The sequence below is a fragment of the Halococcus agarilyticus genome, assembly GCF_000334895.1.
In the GTDB taxonomy this organism is placed as follows: Archaea; Halobacteriota; Halobacteria; order Halobacteriales; family Halococcaceae; genus Halococcus; species Halococcus agarilyticus.
In genome coordinates, this window is record NZ_BAFM01000002.1 from 235,979 (window position 1) to 249,811 (window position 13,833).

The 13,833-nt window shown below is 68.0% G+C and carries 12 protein-coding genes and 1 tRNA gene; 5 read left to right on the forward strand and 8 right to left on the reverse strand.

Annotated elements, in window-relative coordinates:
- Positions 1-98 precede the first annotated feature (98 nt).
- On the forward strand, positions 99-728 hold the full coding sequence (locus TX76_RS02730; protein ID WP_049898828.1) for an HAD family hydrolase: 630 nt from the start codon (positions 99-101) through the stop codon (positions 726-728).
- Here TX76_RS02730 and TX76_RS02735 read toward each other — a convergent pair.
- The 3 genes from TX76_RS02735 to TX76_RS02745 form a co-directional block, all read right to left on the reverse strand.
- Positions 706-2,670 carry a molybdopterin biosynthesis protein gene (locus TX76_RS02735; RefSeq protein ID WP_049898829.1) on the reverse strand — a complete coding sequence of 655 codons (1,965 nt, stop codon included), beginning with the start codon at positions 2,668-2,670 and terminating at the stop codon, positions 706-708. The two genes, TX76_RS02730 and TX76_RS02735, sit on opposite strands and share 23 nt — an antisense overlap.
- On the reverse strand, positions 2,667-3,884 hold the full coding sequence (locus TX76_RS02740) for a molybdopterin molybdotransferase MoeA (RefSeq protein WP_049898830.1): 1,218 nt from the start codon (positions 3,882-3,884) through the stop codon (positions 2,667-2,669). Before TX76_RS02740 ends, TX76_RS02735 begins: the two co-directional genes overlap by 4 nt.
- 98 nt (positions 3,885-3,982) lie before the next feature.
- A complete protein-coding gene (locus TX76_RS02745; protein WP_195155983.1) occupies positions 3,983-4,339 on the reverse strand; it encodes a hypothetical protein in 357 nt (118 codons plus the stop codon).
- Positions 4,340-4,516: 177 nt separating this feature from the next.
- Between TX76_RS02745 and TX76_RS02750 the strand changes: the two genes are divergently transcribed.
- The gene (locus tag TX76_RS02750) at positions 4,517-4,894 is read left to right on the forward strand and encodes an Hsp20/alpha crystallin family protein (RefSeq protein WP_049898831.1); all 378 of its coding nucleotides are present in this window, start codon (positions 4,517-4,519) and stop codon (positions 4,892-4,894) included.
- 13 nt (positions 4,895-4,907) lie between these two features.
- The gene (locus TX76_RS02755) at positions 4,908-6,680 is read left to right on the forward strand and encodes an ABC1 kinase family protein (RefSeq protein WP_049898832.1); all 1,773 of its coding nucleotides are present in this window, start codon (positions 4,908-4,910) and stop codon (positions 6,678-6,680) included.
- Positions 6,681-6,705: 25 nt separating this feature from the next.
- Here TX76_RS02755 and TX76_RS02760 read toward each other — a convergent pair.
- Positions 6,706-6,778 (reverse strand) — tRNA-Gly (locus TX76_RS02760).
- 81 nt (positions 6,779-6,859) lie between these two features.
- Complete coding sequence (locus TX76_RS02765; protein WP_049898833.1) at positions 6,860-7,639, reverse strand: Nmad3 family putative nucleotide modification protein; 780 nt, start codon at positions 7,637-7,639, stop codon at positions 6,860-6,862.
- 246 nt (positions 7,640-7,885) lie between these two features.
- On the opposite strand from TX76_RS02765, the gene TX76_RS02770 reads away from it, so the two are divergent.
- Positions 7,886-8,275 (forward strand): DUF7344 domain-containing protein, encoded by a 390-nt coding sequence (locus TX76_RS02770; RefSeq protein ID WP_049898836.1) that lies wholly within the window; start codon positions 7,886-7,888, stop codon positions 8,273-8,275.
- 83 nt (positions 8,276-8,358) lie between these two features.
- Positions 8,359-9,411: an aldo/keto reductase gene (locus TX76_RS02775; protein ID WP_049898838.1), complete on the forward strand. Its 1,053-nt coding sequence runs from the start codon at positions 8,359-8,361 to the stop codon at positions 9,409-9,411.
- A 1-nt stretch (position 9,412) separates the two neighbouring features.
- On the opposite strand, the gene TX76_RS02780 is transcribed toward TX76_RS02775, so the two are convergent.
- The 3 genes from TX76_RS02780 to acs form a co-directional block, all read right to left on the reverse strand.
- On the reverse strand, positions 9,413-9,784 hold the full coding sequence (locus tag TX76_RS02780; protein ID WP_049898840.1) for a DUF7344 domain-containing protein: 372 nt from the start codon (positions 9,782-9,784) through the stop codon (positions 9,413-9,415).
- 405 nt (positions 9,785-10,189) lie between these two features.
- Positions 10,190-11,665, reverse strand: a complete 1,476-nt coding sequence (locus tag TX76_RS02785; protein WP_049898843.1) for a heme-binding protein — start codon at positions 11,663-11,665, stop codon at positions 10,190-10,192.
- A gap of 58 nt (positions 11,666-11,723) precedes the next feature.
- Positions 11,724-13,700 carry an acetate--CoA ligase gene (gene acs / locus TX76_RS02790; RefSeq protein WP_049898845.1) on the reverse strand — a complete coding sequence of 659 codons (1,977 nt, stop codon included), beginning with the start codon at positions 13,698-13,700 and terminating at the stop codon, positions 11,724-11,726.
- Positions 13,701-13,833: the final 133 nt, after the last annotated feature.

Sequence of the window (13,833 nt, forward strand, 5' to 3'; positions counted from 1 at the left end):
CCGGAACCAGCAGCGTCGCGCTCCAGCAGACGACTACTGTACGCTGTCGACCACCGACAGAAGGGATTTATCGGTGGCGACCCTACTGACGGAGCCCGATGGGCCCTCCACAGTACGACTTCTGGCTGCTCGACCTCGACGGTACGCTGGTCGACGTCGAGTCGAGCTACGTCCGCAGCGTGTTCGATCGCGTGGGCGAGCGTCTCGGCCGGCGATTCACCGACCGTGAGGCCGAAACCCTCTGGCACGGGCTCGGCGGCCTCCGCGACGACCAGCTCCGGGCGTGGGGGATCGACGTTACCCGGTTCTGGGACGCACTCCACGCGGTCGAGGACCCCGAGGCTCGCGCGGCCGCGACCTTCCTCTACGACGACGCGCGGGCGTTCCTCGCGTCGGTCGACGCCCCGATCGGCGTGGTGACCCACTGTCAGCCGTTCCTCGCCGATCCGGTACTCGATCAGCTCGACCTCCGCGAGCGGTTCGACGCGGTGGTCTGCTGTACGAGCGAGATCGGCTGGAAACCCGATCCAGCGCCCGTCCGGCTGGCGATCGATCGCCTCGACGTCGCTCCCGAGAGTCAGGGAGTCCTCGTCGGCGACGGCCCCCACGACGTCGGCGCGGCGTGGAACGCGGGCCTCGACGGGATCCACGTCGAGCGCCACGGTCACGATCGCCGGGGATGGTGCGTTCGGGGCGACCGCCGGATTACCGGTTTCGGTGATCTCTGAATCCCGGCAGGTCCGCACACAGCGCATCGAGATCGCCGAGGACGCTGTCGAGCGCCGCGACGCCGGACTTCTCCATCCGGTCGGAAGCGGCGAGGACCCGAACGGTCTCCTCGCCGATCGGAACGAACCCGAGATCGAGCTTCTCAGCAGTCGCACGGAGTCCGAGGCCCACGTCTGCCCCGCCCGCGACCACCCGCCGGGCCGGGCTCTCGTGGGCTTCGAGGGTGAAATCGAACCCGTCGATCGCGTCGACCAGATCGCGACGATCGGCGTCGCGTTCGTCGGCGAGGTCGGCGAGCGCGTTGCCGAGGCTCGTCCGCAGCCCGGAGGCCGTGGGTCGGTTGACGAAGGCGAGGTCCCGATCCACGAGGTCGGCCAGCCCCGCTACGTCGTCGGGGTTGTCCGGCGGAACGACGAGCCCCCACCCGCGGGTCCAGCCGCCGATCTCGGTGGTGTCGGCGTCCAGTTCATCGGTATCGCCCGTCACCGCGACGACGTCGGGAACGCCATCACGGAGCCACCGGCGGGCCGCGCGGCTCCCGACGCTCAGATAGCGCGGTCGGTCGATCCGATCGAGCAGCCGCGAGAGCAGCGGGTCGTCCTCGCCGACACCGAGAAGGGTGGGGGGACGGACGTCGGGCGAGAACAGGTCGACCGTCACTGCCTCACCCGCGTCGAGATAGGCGACCTCGGCAGGCATCTCCACGATCCCGTCGGCCTCGACGAGACTGGTGGTCGCGCCGCTGCCCTTGTCGACCGGGTAAACCAGCGTCTCGCCCGCACCGTTTTCGACCAATCCGACGGGAACGAGCCGGTGGCGGCCCTCCTCGGCGCGCTCCTCGACCGCCATCCGTCCCCGGACCGTGGCGGTCGCGGGTTCCGGAACCCCGGCTGCCTCGCGGATCGCGGAGGCGACGAACGTCCGGAAGATCGAGAGCGCCGAGACCGGGTAGCCGGGCAGCCCGACGTACGCCGATCCCTCCAACTGGCCGACCAGCATCGGCTTGCCCGGTTTGATCGCGACTCCGTGGAGGAGGAGGTCGCCCTGCTCCTCGATGACCTCGTAGATCACGTCGACCGCGCTCGCGGAAGTCGAGCCCGACGAGCAGACCAGATCGCACTCGGCGGCGGCCTCGCGGAGCACGCGTTCGAGCTCGTCGTAGTCGTCGCCGGCGTGCGGGTAGACGACGGGTTCGCCACCGGCCTCGCGAACCGCGGCCGCGGTCGCGTTGGAGTTCACGTCGTAGATCTGGCCCGCCTCGCTGTCGAGGTCCTCGCCGACGCGGACGAGCTCGTCGCCCGTCGAGACGATCCCGACCCGTGGCTTCGCACGGACCGGAACCTCCTCGACCCCGAGCGCGGCGAGCAGCCCGATCTCGCGCGCCGTCAGCCGGGTGCCGGGCCCGAGCGCGCGCTCGCCCGCCGCGATGTCCGCGCCGGCGGGCATCACGTTCTCGCCCGGCGTCACCGACGTCCGCACCGCGACCCGTTCGCCGCCTGCATCGCTTGCCGCACCGCCGCCGTCCGCGCTGGTTTCGTCGTCCGCTGCGCCCTCGCTCCCGATCCGATCGGTGCGCTCGACCGCGACCATCGCGTCCGCGTCGGGCGGCATCACCGCGCCGGTGGCGATCTCGACCGCCTCGCCGGGATCGAGGTCCACCGTCGGCCGCTCGCCGGCCTCGACGATCCCTACCACGTCGAACGTCGCGGGATCGGTCTCGGTCGCCCCGAACGTCTCACGGGCGTGGAGCGCGTAGCCGTCGAGCGCCGACCGATCGAATCCGGGAACGTCGAGGGTCGCGTCGACCCGCTCTGTGAGCACCCGGCCCGCGGCCGCGTCGAGCGGGAGCGACTCGGTCCCTGGATCGAGATCGAGCGACGCGATCGCGTCGTGGGCCTCGGCGGGCGCGGCGAGGTCGCGGAACTGCTTGCGCTCGCTCATGGCCCCGCCTCCCAGCGTTCGACCGCGACGGTCTCGTCCACTGGAATCCCCTCGCGTTCTTCGGGGACGACCACCCAGCCGTCCGCGAGCGCGACGCTCGACAGCACGCCTGCACCGCTGGTTCGCGTCGGGATGGCTGTCGGCTCGTTGTTGCCGTCGTCAACCCGGAGCTCGATCCGTGCGTACGTCCGGACGCCGGGTTCGCTCGGGATCTTCCGATCGAGGCGGGCGTCGGTCGTCGGGGGGTTGCACTGTGGACGGTGGCCGGCCCGCCGGAGCGCCGGGCGGAGCAGTTGGACGGCGCTCACGATGCACGCGACCGGGTAGCCAGGCAGCATCAAAACGGGTGTATCGGCCACGACGCCGAACCCCGCGGGATGGCCCGGTTTGCAGCCGATCCCGTGAACCAGCACCTCGCCGAGGTCGTCGACCACCTCGGGAAGCAGGTCGCGCTCGCCGACCGACGAGCCGCCGGTCGTCACCACGAGATCCTTCGTCAGGTCGCGCTCGATCGCCGCCCGGAGCGCCGCCCGGTCGTCGGTCACGATCTCTCGATACGTGGCCCGCCCGCCCCATCGCTCGACGTATCGCGACGTGGTCAGGCCGTTGGTCTCGACGACTTCGCCCGGTTCGGGGTCGCGTTGGACGAGTTCCTCGCCCGTCGGCACCACGCCCACGGTCGGGGGCTCGTACACCGACACCTCGTCGACGCCGACCGACTTCAGCAGCCCGAGGTCCGACGGGCGGAGTCGGTGGCCCGGCTCGTAGAGCTCTCGGTCCGCCCGAACGTCCTCGCCGACCGGCGCGACGTTCTCGCCCGCGGCGACCGACTCCGACACCTCGATCTCCTCGCCCACGATCTCGGCGTGCTCGATCATCACCACCGCGTCGGCCCCGTCCGGGAGTTCGCTGCCGGTGTGGACCCGGGTCGCGGCACCGGAACTGGGGGTCTCACCCTCGCGAAGCACGGCGGGCGAGCGCCGCGAAGCGCCGAACGTGTCGGCGGCGTGGACCGCGAACCCGTCCATCGCCGCACGCGGGTAGTGGGGGACGTCGCGCTCGGCGACGACCGACTCGGCGAGGGTGCGCCCGTCGGCCGCCACGAGGCCGGTCGACTCGACCCGTTCCACAGGTTGAACCCGGTCCAGCAGCCGCTCGCGTGCCGTTTCGAGGCGTGTGAGGCGTTTGAACCCGCTCGTGCGGACGTCGTTCATACGGGTAGAACCGGCCGGGCGGGCAAAAACGTGTGCCGGATGGCTCGGGTGGAGAGGGGAGGAAGGACAGAGACGGGAACGAACCGAAGGAAGGCGGTTCAGTTCAGTCCGGCGACGACGATGGTCTCGGCACGGATGACGAACTCCGGGACCGGCGTCGCGCCGGGGCGGCCGGGATCGAACGCGAGGCTGGCGGAGCCGCCGTGGTCGGCGCGGAGTTCGACTCTCACTGTGCCGGCGTCGGCCGCGGTCGCGGCCACGGTGCGCTGACTGTCGCCGGCAACGGTGTGGGTGTCGTCGACGAGAACGCCGTCGCCGGCGGCGATACAGACGTCGAGCGCGTGGTCGGCGTCGTCCTCGTTGCGGAGGAGCACGGTCGGCGGTTCGGTGGGGGCGGCGTGGGGCTCGGCGGATCTCCTTCCATCGACCCTGGCATCGGGACGGGTCTGCGTCATCGACCTGAAGATAGATACTATCCGATATGAAGGGGGTCGACCGTTGGGGATCGTTCCCGATCGTTCACCACTGTTTCGGACTGTTTCAGCGACGTTTCACGGAGCGTCACCACCGATCGCGGGTCGTCGGTGGCCGCTATCGGGGGCTTTTTCGCCCCGGCGCTCCAGAACTCCCCCATGTCGACGCTGCGCGATGCGTTGAGGGATCTCCCGGACCCGGTGTTCGCCGACCTGCTGGAGTCGGCGGAGGCGTACCTCCTCGTCATCGACCTGCCTGGCGTGAGCGCCGAGACGCTCGACGTCCGGCTCGACGGGGTTCGCCTCCGGATCGAGGCCCGGCGCGAGAAGGACCTTCCGATGGCGTTTCGCTACCTCGAAGAGGACCGGCCGCTCTTCCTCGACGCGGAGCTTCCCCTCCCTCCGGACGTCGCCGGGACGGGCGCGGAGGGCACGCTGGATCGGGGCACGCTCACGCTCCGGCTCCCGAAGCGCGACGCCACCGAGGAGACGTCGATCCCGATAACGGTCGGCGGCGGCGAGTCCGGCGAGCCGTGACGGGGCACACGCTGTGAACCTCCGCGCGTACGGCCGGTTCGTCGTCGTCTTCCGCCAGTTCCTCCCGCTGATCCTCGCCTATCTCCGCGACCGCCGACGGTACTTCCTGTTCGGCGGCCGGCGGGAGGTCACGGGTGAGATGCGGCGCGAACGCGCACGGGTCCTGCTCGACTCGCTTCTCACGCTCGGACCGACGTTCATCAAACTGGGACAACTTCTCTCGACGAGACCCGACGTCCTGCCCCCCGAGTACGTCGCGGAGTTCTCGAAGCTCCAGGACGAGGTTCCGCCCGCGGAGTGGGCCGAGGCCGAACCGGTCATCGAGGAGGAACTGGGACCGGTGAACGAGGTGTTCTCGGCGTTCGACACCGACGCGATCAGCGGGGCGAGCCTCGGCCAGGTCTACCGAGCGGAGTTAGAGGGCGAGCCGGTCGCGGTCAAGGTCCGCCGGCCGGAGATCGAGTCGCTGATCGAGGCCGACCTCCAGGTCATCAAGTGGAGTCTACCCGTTCTCATGCGGTTCATCGGCGAGGCACGCTCGTTCTCGCTCGAAACCCTGGCCGAGGAGTTCGACAAGACGATCCACGAGGAGATCGACTACGACCGGGAAGCCCGGATGCTCCAGGAAATCCGCGAGAACTTCGCGGGCGACGGGACGATCCGGATCCCGAACGTGATCGATAGCCACTCCACGGTGCGCGTGCTCACGATGGAGTACGTTCCGGGGACCAAGATCACCGCGATCGACGAGCTCGACAGGATGGGAATCGACCGCACAGGATTAGCCGAGCGTCTCGAACGGGTCTACCTCCAGATGATCGTGGACGACGGGGTGTTCCACGCCGATCCCCACCCCGGAAACCTCGCGGTCGAACCCGACGGCACGCTGGTGTTCTACGACTTCGGGATGAGCGGGCGGGTCGACGACTACGTCCAGGACAAGATCGTGGCGTTCTACATCGGGATCGCGAACCAGGACATCGACGCGATCCTCGACGCACTGGTGGAGATGGGCACACTCAGCCCGACCGCCGACCGCGAGACGATGGGGAACGTGATGGAGCTCGCGATCCAGGACATCAGCGGCGAGGAGGTCGACCAGTACCGCGTGCAGGAGGTCGTCGGCCAGGTCGAGGACACCATCTACGAGTTCCCGCTCCGACTGCCCGCGAACCTCGCGCTCGTGTTACGAGTAGCGACCGTGGTCGAGGGGGTCTGCGTCACGCTCGATCGGAACTTCGATTTCATCTCGGTCGCGACCGACTACCTCGTCGAAGAGGGGTATCGCGAGGAGGGGATCAAGCAGTTCCTCGAGAGCCGTGGCGAGGAGTTCACCGATCTCGCCGAGGCCACGGTGCGAACCCCGCCGAAGCTCGAACGCGCACTCGACGGGCTCAACCGGGGCAGCCTCTCGGTCCACGCCGACCTCGACGACACCGACGACCTGTTCGAGTCGCTCGCGAACCGCCTGGTCTTCGGCCTCCTTTTGACGGCGGGCGTGCTCTCGGTGGCGATCCTCTACGCGTTCGCGACGCCGTTCGCGACCGCCGCCGCAGTGGTGTTCTCGGTCGCGATGGCACTCCTGCTGTACCGATCGTTCCGCAGCCGACGCCGGCTCCAGGCCACGCCGGAGTTCACCCGCCAGAGCCTGCGCCAGCGCCGCGAACAGGAGGCGGAGTCGATGAGCGAAGCCGACGCCACGACCGGCACCGAAGCGATGGGTGACGCCGAGGACGATACCGGCGGAGTCACGCCGATCGAGGTCGAACGAGAGGGCGAGGACTGATCATCGGCGTTCGAGTGTGGAGAAGTGCGTCAGCCGCGATTTGAACGCGGGTCATCAGCATGGGAAGCTGAGGTGATACCAGGCTACACCACTGACGCGCATCTCGACCCACACGCTTCGGCGGCATAAATCGTCCGACTCCACACCGATGATCAGCCCCACTGACGATCGTCGGCCGATCACTCCGCGAAACACGCCTCGATCGAGCCGTTTCGCTTGATCGTGAGGAGTTCCGCTGTCGCACGCTCGTCGAAGCGGAGCGGCCGACGCCACCACGGCCCCTTCCCGGAATCGCTCGACAGGTCGGTCACGATCCGGTTCGCGTCGGTGCCGGCGGTGGGCTGGCTCAGCGGGATCGCCGTGTCGTACAGCGCCGAGCCGTCGGGGTCGCCCGCGAGCAACACCTCGGCGTCGAACGTCTCGCGCTTGACGTGGGCGTTGGTGGCGAAACGCTCGCGCTCGGCAGGCGGGAGGTCCGGGTACTCCGCGCCAGTCACGGGGTCGCGCGCGAGTTCGAACTGGCCGACGAGGTACGCGCCCCACTCGGGGGCCTGCCACGCTGCGGGCTCGCCGGCGGTCGTGAGCCGAGCACAGCGAGACGAGCTTCGTCGGTCGAGCGGAGCGAGTCCGACGGTAGTGAGCGTCGCGTAGAAGAGGGCGTAGTCGCCTGCCGTGAGATCGGCGAGCGGGCGGGCCTTCACGCCGAACGGGTCGCCGTAGGTGTAGCGTTCGCCGTAAGGGTACTCGGGGAACTCGGGATCGAGGTGGACTGGACTGTCGAGGGCGTCCGCCGGAACGTCGGTGGCGAGGTCGAGATCCGCATAGGTCGGCACCGGTTCGTTGAGGGGTTCGGTCTCGGGGATCGGAACGAACTCGAACGTACCATCGGGTCGGATCGGTCCGCGGACGCCCGGCGCGTTGGTGTTGGCACCGACGTTGATCGCCACCGCTCGGCTCATGGCGTGGCCACTCGGTCCGCGGACAAAAGCTTCGCCTTCGTCGGTTCGACCGGTAGTTGTTACCCCGTCCACCGAACGAACGTGACGAGCGGGCTGTGCTCGACGGACAGCAGGCGAGTTCCGGAATCGCTCGATTCCGCGGGAGGAGTCTCGCCGTTTCGCCACCGATACGGTGGACTATTTATTCACACGGAGTGTTCATGGGATTTCTTTATCAGTGTTCCTCGTTTCGGATGGAGTGTTACGATGACAGGCCGCTCGTCCCCAGCCGTCAGTCACGCAACGAGGGGGAACGGTACGGAGTCGGTGTCGGTCGGGCCCGGAGCGGAGCCGATCACGTCGTCTCGGCGGCGGTTCGCACTCCAGACGCTCGGGACGTTCGCCTACCCCGTCGAGCTCCGCACGCTCGCGGCCCACGTTGTCGCGGCACGGGAAAACGTTCCCCTCGAAGCCGTCGACGAGGAAACGCGCGAGCGGACAGCCGTTCGACTCCACCACGTCGACATCCCGGCGCTGGCTGCAGCGGGACTCGTCGAGTACGATCCCGAGAGCCGGATGGCCGTGCGCATCGAGACGCACACCGACGACCGCTACGCCGGCACTACGACCGATTCACGCCGATTCGACGCTGTCTGAACCACGGTTCGTTCCGATCGGGCGACCGGCCGCGACCCTGATGAACCACTCCCGCTAAGTGTACCCGCAACCAAGGGCGACGTATGCACTACCGCGAACTCGGCGACTCCGGCGTCGAGGTGAGCGAGGTGGGGTTCGGCGCGTGGACCGTCGGCACCGACTGGTGGGGCGATCGGAGCGAAGAGGAAGGAATCGAGATGGTGCGCCACGCGTTCGATCGGGGCATCACCCTCTTCGACACCGGCGACGTGTACGGCCACGGTCGCTCGGAGGAGCTCGTCGGCGAGGCGCTCGCCGAGGTCCGCGACGAGGTCACCATCGGCACCAAGGTGGGCTACGATTTCTACAACAACCCGCAGGCAGGCCACGGCGAGCTGCCGAAGGTGATGGACGCGGAGTACCTCCACACCGCGGTCGAGCGGAGTCTGGAGCGGCTCGACACCGACCACGTCGATCTCCTCCAGCTCCACAACGCGAACGTCGACGAGGTGGACGAGGATCTCCTGGAGGCGCTCGACGAGCTGCGAGAATCGGGCAAGGTCGAGGCGATCGGCTGGGCGCTCGGCCCCTCGATCGGGTGGCTCGCGGAGGGCGACGCCGCGATCGAAAACGAGTTCGACGCGATCCAGGTCGTGTTCAACCTGTTCGAGCAGGTCCCCGGCCAGCACTTCATCGAGACGATCGAGGAGCTCGACGCCGACACGAGCCTGATCCCACGGGTGCCACACTCCTCGGGGCTGCTGAACGAGCAGGTGACCCCCGAAACCGAGCTCGGCGAGGGCGACCATCGGGGGTTCCGGCCGGACGAGTGGTACGACACCGGCTGGGAGAAGGTCGACAAGCTTCGCTTCCTCGAACGTGATGGAGAGCGCACGATGGGCCAGGCCACGATCCAGTGGCTGCTCGCCCACGACGCGGTCGCCTCGGTGACGCCGACCTTTCGTACCGCCGCCGACATCGACGAGTGGGCCGCGGCCCCCGAGACGCCACCGCTGTCGGACGGGGAGGGAGAGCGCGTCGCCGATCTCTACGATCGGGATTTCGATATCGAGCGCGACGACGGGATGACGGGCTTTCGCTCCTCGGTCGAGGGGGCCGACCTCGACGCGGTCGGCGCGAAGTACGCCGGCGACTGAGCTATCGGTCGTTCTCGGCGACCTGTGCCAGCAATCCCTCGACGAGCGGTGAGTCGACGTATCGCACTGTCCCCTGGACGCCGTCGTACTCGACGAGGCCCCACTCGTGGAGCTTCGGGAGTTCCACGTTGACGATCGACGTGTGGACGTGCCGGCGGGTCGAGGTGGATGGCGCTTCCCGCGAGACGACGTGATCGACGAGCGTTTCGATGAGCATGGTGTCCTCGGCGTGCTCGCAGAGTGCGGCGACGACGGTGCGCCGCCGCGCGTCGGCGAGCGCGGCGAACGCGGTGTCCGGCGTCACCGATGGAGCCGTATCGGGCGAGTCGGTGCCGGAACGACCGTCGGTCGAGTCGAGCGGCACATCGGACATGACGGGTGAACCGTGGTCGTCGACAGGGATGAACGGCCGAGATCGTTTGGCGTCGTTGCCGGCTCTTCCGCCCGTTTTCGCGCCATGAACAGTGTAAACGGCGTCCGGGACGGTGGCGGTGCGGACGCGGTTGCGGTGCGGATGCGGTGGCGGTCCTGGCGGATGAAGGGCGAGGCGCACTCCACGGCTCGCGGGTCGCGCTGCTCCCCGCTCGCTCGTTCCGAGGTACTCGCTTCGCTCGCACCTCGTGCCCCAGGGCTTCGGCGATGCTGTGTGGTTTGCGGAAAGCGCCAGCAGTTGTACCGCGAGCGAACAAAGTGAGCGAGCGGGAGTTTTTGATGAACCTTTTTGCAAGCGGGGGGTCGCGTGAGCGCAGCGAGCGCGATCCCTCCGCAGTAAAAAGGTTCAGGTGAGGAAGACGTGCCGCGGCCGATCCGCGAGCACGTCCTGGCCCCACGAGACGGTGTCGGCGAACGCGTCGCTTCGGAAGAACGCCATCGCGTCCTCGCGCGAGCGCCACTGGCTGGCGATGAACATGTCGTTCTCGTCCGCGCGGTTGACGAGGAGGTCGGTCTCGTGGTGGCCGTCCATGTCCGCGAGGAGGTCGCCGACGGTGGCGAACTTCTCGACGAACGCCTCGCGGTGTTCGGGCTTCGTGGTGTAGAACATTCCCATCGTGCCGAAGCCCGCCTGTTCGCCCTCCAGCTCGCCGACTTCGGCGCGCGAGACGACGCCTGGAAGATCGGCGAGGAAGCCGCCGGCGGTCTCGGCGGCGCTCGCGGTGTCCCAGATGCTCACGACCGCCGCGTTGCCACCGTCCGGATTCGTATAAACTGCGGTTTTGACGTGGGTGTCGTAGTGCTCGAAGTTCCCACGGAGGCCGTCGACGTCGTCGGCGAGCTCTTCGGGATCGGCTTCCGAGTAGAGCACCATCGCGTGGACGTCCTCGCCGTGGGGCTGGCCGGCGTAGATGTCCTCGTCGGCGAGCGCCTCGCGGATGTCGGCTCCGTCGTCCCCGGAGTCGTGGTCGTCTCGGTCGTCGTGCTGGCTCTCACCGTGCGCGCTCGCATCGCCGGAGGGATGGCCGGTATCCTCGCCCGTCGGGATCGGCTCGCCGGCGAGCAGTGCGCCGAGATCGCCGGGCGGGAACCGCCGACCGAAGCGGAAGCGGCCGAACTCGGCGTAGCGCGAACTCGACGGATCGAAGCGCATCTCGTAGAGCAGCTCCTTGATGTCGGTGGGATCGTCGGCGAACAGGGTGACGCCCCACTCGTGGTCGTCGAGACCCACGCTCCCGGAGATGATCTGGGTGACCCGGCCCGCGTACTCCCGGCCGATGTCGCCGTGGCCGGCCATGAGATCGGCCCGCTCGTCGAACGGCAGGTCGTACCAGTTGTACTCGGGCTCGCGGCGCTTGTCCATCGGATAGAAGGAGACGTGGTCTGCGTCGGGGATCTCGGGCTTCAGCCTGGATTCGATGTAGTTCGCCATCCCTGTGTCCTGGACCTCTTCGCCCTCGAAATACTCCTCCGACATGTAGCCCGAGACCTCCGTGACCGAGAGGTACGAATCGGTCTGCTCGGTGAAGTCGGCGAGCGCGGTCCGCTCGAACCGGCGCTCGGCGGTGTCGAGGTGGGCCATCGTCGGTCGGAGATGGACGAGGAGGAGATCGCCACCGTGGCCGAGCACGCTGAACACTGCCGAGTCGCCCGCATCGGCGTCCTCGACCGCCTCGTGGCTGGCGAGGTACTCCACGCCCTCCGTGATCGCGCGTTCGCGTTCGCGGTCCGGTGCGGCCCGCCACGCGTCCCAATCCACGGTACGAACGTCGTGGAGCACGTACCACCCTTCGTCGGTCTGCGGTGGTCGCCGTCGGTCCATGCTCATACATGGGGCGAGTTCGACAAGGGTCTTTGGAGTTCGAGCGCCCAGTGGAGGTTCAGTCGGCCTGAACCTGGTCGCGGATCTCCTCGGGGACGCTCGGATCGCGCAGCGTGGTGGTGTTGCCGAGCTCGTCGCCATTGGAGATGTTCTCGAGCAGCCGGCGCATGATCTTGCCCGACCGCGTCTTCGGGAGGTCGTCGACGAAGATGACCTCGTTCGGGCGCGCGAACTTCCCGATCTCCTGCTCGACCGCGCCCACGATCCGGTCGCGGACCGCCTCGCTCTCCTCGACGCCCTCCCTGACGGTGACGTAGACATCGGGGACTTCGCCCTTCTCGGCGTCCTCGCGCGCGGCGACCGCGGCCTCGGCGACGTCCTCGACCTCCGCGACGGCGCTTTCGAGCTCCATCGTCCCGAGTCGGTGGCCGGCGACGTTCATCACGTCGTCGAGCCGTCCGAGCACACGATAATAGCCGTCCTCGGCCTGAACCGCGCCGTCGCCCGCCTCGTACACCCAGTCGCTCGAATCGTCGGAGTCCGTATCCGAAAACCGCTCCCAGTACTCCTCGATGAACCGTTCGTCGTTGCCGTACACGGTTTGCAACATTCCGGGCCACGGCCGTTCGATCACGAGGTTGCCCGCCTCGCCGCTTGCGGCCGGGATCGCCTCGCCGTTGTCGTCGTAGATCGCCGGCTGGATCCCCGGTGCGGGGTGGCCCGCGCTGCCCGGCTTCATGTCCTGAATCGCGGGCAGGTTGGTGATGAGATGACCCCCAGTTTCGGTCTGCCACCACGTGTCGACGATGACCGCGCTCTCGTCGCCGATGTGCTTGTAGTACCAGAGCCACGCCTCGGGCTGGATCGGCTCGCCCACGGTGGTCATATGTCGGAAGTCGAAGTCGTGGCCCTCGACGTGCTCCTCGCCCCACTTCATGAACTGGCGCACGGCGGTCGGCGAGGTGTGGAAGATGTCGACGTCGTATTCCTCGGCGATCTCCCAGATCCGGCTCTTGGTGGGATGATCGGGTGCGCCCTCGTACATCACCGACGTCGTTCCCAGCGAAAGGGGACCGTAGACGATGTAGGAGTGGCCGGTGATCCAGCCGATGTCGGCGGGACACCAGTAGGTGTCCTCGGGTTTGATGTCCTCGACGTACTTCGAGGTCCCAGTCACGTACGCGAGATACCCGCCGGTCCGGTGCTGACAGCCCTTCGGCTGGCCGGTCGTCCCGGAGGTGTACATCAGGAAGAGCGGGTCCTCGGCGTCGCGGCTGACCGGTTCGACCGTCTCGCCGCGGTGGTCGTCCAGCAGTGCCGACATCATCGTGTAGTCGTCGCTGACTTCGACCTCCGGCTCGTCGTGGCGGGTCCACGCCAGCACCGCGGGATCGCGGTCGGTTGCCGCCATGGCCTGGTCGGCCTTCTCGATGTGATCGAGGAACTCGCCGCGGCGGTAGTAGCCGTCGATCGTCACGACGTGGTCGGAGTCGGCGCTGCCGACGCGCTCGGCGAGGGCGTTCGCCGAAAAGCCCGCGAAAACCACGCTGTGGGGCGCACCGATGCGGGCACACGCGAGCATCGTGATCGGGAGCGCGGGCACCATCGGGAGGTGGATCGTGACGACGTCGTCCTCCTCGACGCCCACGGACCGAAGTGCGGCCGCGGTCTCGTTGACCTTCTCGTGGAGGTCGTCGTAGGTGATGTCCCGGGTCTCGCCGTCCTCACCCTCCCAGAGGATGGCGGTTTCGTCGCCGCGCTCTGCGAGGTGGCGGTCGACGCAGTTGTGGCTCGCATTCAACTCGCCGCCGACGAACCACTCGTAGAACGGTGGGTTCGAGTCGTCGAGCACCGTGTCCCACTCGCTCTCCCAGTCGAGCATTGCGGCGTACTCCTCGAAGCCTGCGGGGAACTCGTCGAACCGATCGTAGATCGCCGGGTCCGCAGCGTTCGCCTGCTCGACGAACTCCTCGGGTGGCTCGAAGTAGTCCTGTTCGGCGAGCCGTGACTCGATCGTGATATCCTCGTCTGGCATGATTGTCCTCCGGTCGTGTGGTTCGGTGGTACGCCACATATCATTAACGATACCCGCATTGTGCCGCGGTATCGAACCACGCGCAAGAAGAACGGGGTCGGAACGGAACCCACGATCCGAGGACACCAAACGG